Below are 617 nucleotides of genomic sequence, written 5' to 3' on the forward strand. Positions count from 1 at the left end.
GGATGTGTCGTATGAGGGGCAGGGCTGCTCGATCAGCCAGGCCAGCGCCTCCGTCCTCAACGACCTCCTCGTCGGCAAGCCTCTGGAGGAGGCGCGCCGGATTCAGGAGACGTTCCTGGAGCTGATGCAGTCCAAGGGCCAGCGGGAGCCGGACGAGGCGATGGAGGAGGTCCTGGAGGACGCGGTCGCCTTCGCCGGGGTCTCCAAATACCCCGCCCGCGTCAAGTGCGCCCTGCTGAGCTGGATGGCCTGGAAGGACGCCACCGCCCAAGCACTCTCCGAGGAGGCGAAAACCCCATGACCGATGACACCACGGTGACCACGAAACCGGCGTCCGAAGAGGAGGTCCGCGAGGCGCTGTATGACGTGGTCGACCCCGAACTGGGCATCGACGTCGTCAACCTCGGCCTGATCTACGGCATCCACGTCGACGACACCAACATCGCCACCCTCGACATGACCCTCACCTCGGCGGCCTGCCCGCTGACCGACGTCATCGAGGACCAGGCCAAAGCCGCCACCGAAGGCATCGTGAGCGAGCTGCGCATCAACTGGGTCTGGATGCCCCCGTGGGGCCCCGACAAAATCACCGACGACGGCCGCGAACAACTCCGCGC

2 protein-coding genes are annotated in these 617 nt (G+C 66.5%); both read left to right on the plus strand.

The window, feature by feature from the left end:
- On the plus strand, nucleotides 1–301 hold a 301-nt coding region (gene sufU, locus IF55_RS35605; RefSeq protein ID WP_048833133.1), incomplete at its 5' end, for a Fe-S cluster assembly sulfur transfer protein SufU.
- Nucleotides 298–617: metal-sulfur cluster assembly factor (locus IF55_RS35610; RefSeq protein WP_030893390.1), on the plus strand; the 320-nt coding region annotated here is incomplete at its 3' end. The genes sufU and IF55_RS35610, both read left to right, overlap by 4 nt.

This window comes from Streptomyces varsoviensis, from assembly GCF_000718635.1.
In the GTDB taxonomy this organism is placed as follows: domain Bacteria; phylum Actinomycetota; class Actinomycetes; order Streptomycetales; family Streptomycetaceae; genus Streptomyces; species Streptomyces varsoviensis.